The organism is Cobetia sp., assembly GCF_983723665.1.
Map to the genome: position 1 here is coordinate 1 of NZ_CFDJES010000257.1, position 2317 is coordinate 2317.

Sequence of the window (2317 nt, forward strand, 5' to 3'; positions counted from 1 at the left end):
ACTTCAGCGAGCAGTGACATTGAGACGTGCCTCCAGGTGGCGAGCCAGCCGCGACAGCGGATAGCACATGGCGAAATACAGCAACGCGACCAGCGCGAAGACGGTGAAGGGTTCCAGGGTGGCGTTGTTGAGCATGGTGCCGGCCTTGGTCAGCTCGACGAAGCCGATCACCGAGGCAAGCGCGGTGCCCTTGATGATCTGCACCGAGAAGCCGACGGTCGGCGCGATGGCCATGCGCAGCGCCTGCGGCAGGATGATGTGACGCATGGTCTTCAGGTAGCCGAGCCCCAGCACCCGCGCCCCTTCCCACTGCCCCTTGGGCACCGCCTCGACACAGCCGCGCCAGATGTCATGCAGGAAGGCACTGCTGAACAGCGTCAGCGCCACGGCCGCCGCCGTCCAGGCCGAGACATCCAGCCCGAAGACCGCCACGCCGAAGAAGGCCAGGAACAGCTGCATCAACAGCGGCGTGCCCTGGAACAGCTCGGTATAGAGACGACAGAAGAGCGCCGCCCCCGGCCAGCGGGTCAGGCGCAGAAAGGTCAGCGCCAGCCCGACCAGACTGCCGCCGATGAAGGCGATCAGGGACAGCGCCAGTGTCCAGCGCGCCGCCAGCAACAGGTTGCGCAGAATGTCCCACAGCGTGAAGTCGATCATGAGTGGGCCTCTTTCAGGACATGGGAAGACAGACAGCTGCGCGGGGCGGGCGTCAGGTGGCGAAAGCCGAACAGGCGACGCCCGATGCGGTTGAGCAAGGCGCGCATCGCGATGGCCAACAGCAGGTACATGCCTGCCGTCACCACGTAGCTCTCGAAGCTCAGGAAGGTACGTGACTGGATGAAGTTGGCCGCGAAGGTCAGGTCCGCCACGCTGATCTGGGAGACCACGGCGGAACCCAGCATCACGATCACGCACTGGCTGGTCAGCGCCGGATACATGCGTTCCAGCGCCGGCATCAGCACCACATGGCGATAGCTCTGCCAGCGGGTAAGCCCCAGTGCCCGCCCGGCTTCCCACTGGCCGCGACCGGTGGCATCGACCCCGGCACGCAGGATTTCACTGCTGTAGGCCGCCAGGTTGAGTGTCATCGCGATTACAGCGGCCATCTCGGCACTGAGTGACAGTCCCAGCGCCGGCAGACCGAAGAAGATGAAGAACAGCTGGACGATGAAAGGCGTGTTGCGCAGCAGCTCCACCAGCATGCCCAGCAGCCGGCTGAAGAGGCTGGTCGGCGCACGATGGCGCTGCCAGACACACATCACCGCGCCGAGTATCCCCAACGTGGTGGTCAGCGCCGTCAGCCAGACCGTCGTCATCAGCCCGGCCATCAGGTCGGGCAGATACGGCAACAGGCGCGGGAAATCCGGGAGATAGTTCATCGATCAAGCCTCACGGGCAAAGGGATCAGACGTGTGACGTCTCGATTCAGGCATCCAGTGACGGCAGCGGCGCCTTGAACCAGGTCTCGGAGAGCGTATTGAGCGTGCCATCCTCGATTCCCTGGGCGATCAGCTCATTCACGCGCGCCTTGAGCGCCGGCGTGTCATGACGCATGCCCACATAGCAGGGAGAATTCTTGAGCGGCAGCACGCTGACCGGCACGCGGGCAGGATTGCGCTCGGCGATGGCGGCGGTGACGAGATTGCCGGTGGCGATCATCTCGACCTGCCCTGACAGGAAGGCCGACAAGGTCGTGTTGTTGTCTTCGAAGCGCTTCACGGTGGTCGATTCCGGTGCCACCTTGCTGAGCTCCATGTCTTCCACCGAGCCACGTGTCACGCCGATGGTCTTCTCGCTCAGTCCTTGCGCGGAGTCCACCTCACTGCCCTTCTCGCCGAACACGCCGAGGAAGAACGGCGCATAGGCATCGGAGAAATCGATCGCCTTCTCACGCTCGGGATTCTTGCCCAGGCTCGAGATCACCAGATCGACCTTGCGGGTCTGCAGGTAAGGGATGCGATTGGCCGAGGTGACCGGCACCAGCTCAAGCTTCACGTCCATCTCGTCTGCCAGATAGCGCGCCATGTCGATATCGTAGCCACGCGGCTTGAGGTCCGGGCCGACCGAGCCGAAGGGCGGGAAGTCCTGGGGCACCGCCACTTTCAACACCCCGCTATCTTTGATGTCACTCAGTGCATCCGCGTGTGCGCTCAGGGCGGTGGACGCCAACGTGCCCCACAGGGCCAGCAATATTCCCTTGCGGACCCAGTTGCCAAGACGCTGCTTGTTGCCTGTCCGTGTGGCGCGCTGCTGGGCCTTGCTCTCGTGACGCTTGCTCATCGGTCGACTCCGGTATCCGTCAATGCCAGGCGCTGAT

General features: G+C 63.8%; 3 protein-coding genes. All 3 read right to left on the reverse strand.

All coding sequences use genetic code 11. The annotated features are described in order from the left end of the window. Positions 1-3 precede the first annotated feature (3 nt). The 3 genes from AC4FAH_RS14575 to AC4FAH_RS14585 are packed head-to-tail and all read right to left on the reverse strand — an operon-like array spanning position 4 to position 2280. On the reverse strand, positions 4-657 hold the full coding sequence (locus AC4FAH_RS14575; protein WP_077376658.1) for an amino acid ABC transporter permease: 654 nt from the start codon (positions 655-657) through the stop codon (positions 4-6). Then, positions 654-1379, reverse strand: a complete 726-nt coding sequence (locus AC4FAH_RS14580; RefSeq protein WP_288988274.1) for an amino acid ABC transporter permease — start codon at positions 1377-1379, stop codon at positions 654-656. Before AC4FAH_RS14580 ends, AC4FAH_RS14575 begins: the two co-directional genes overlap by 4 nt. Positions 1380-1425: 46 nt before the next feature. Continuing rightward, positions 1426-2280, reverse strand: a complete 855-nt coding sequence (locus tag AC4FAH_RS14585; protein ID WP_216060248.1) for a transporter substrate-binding domain-containing protein — start codon at positions 2278-2280, stop codon at positions 1426-1428. Positions 2281-2317 lie beyond the last annotated feature (37 nt).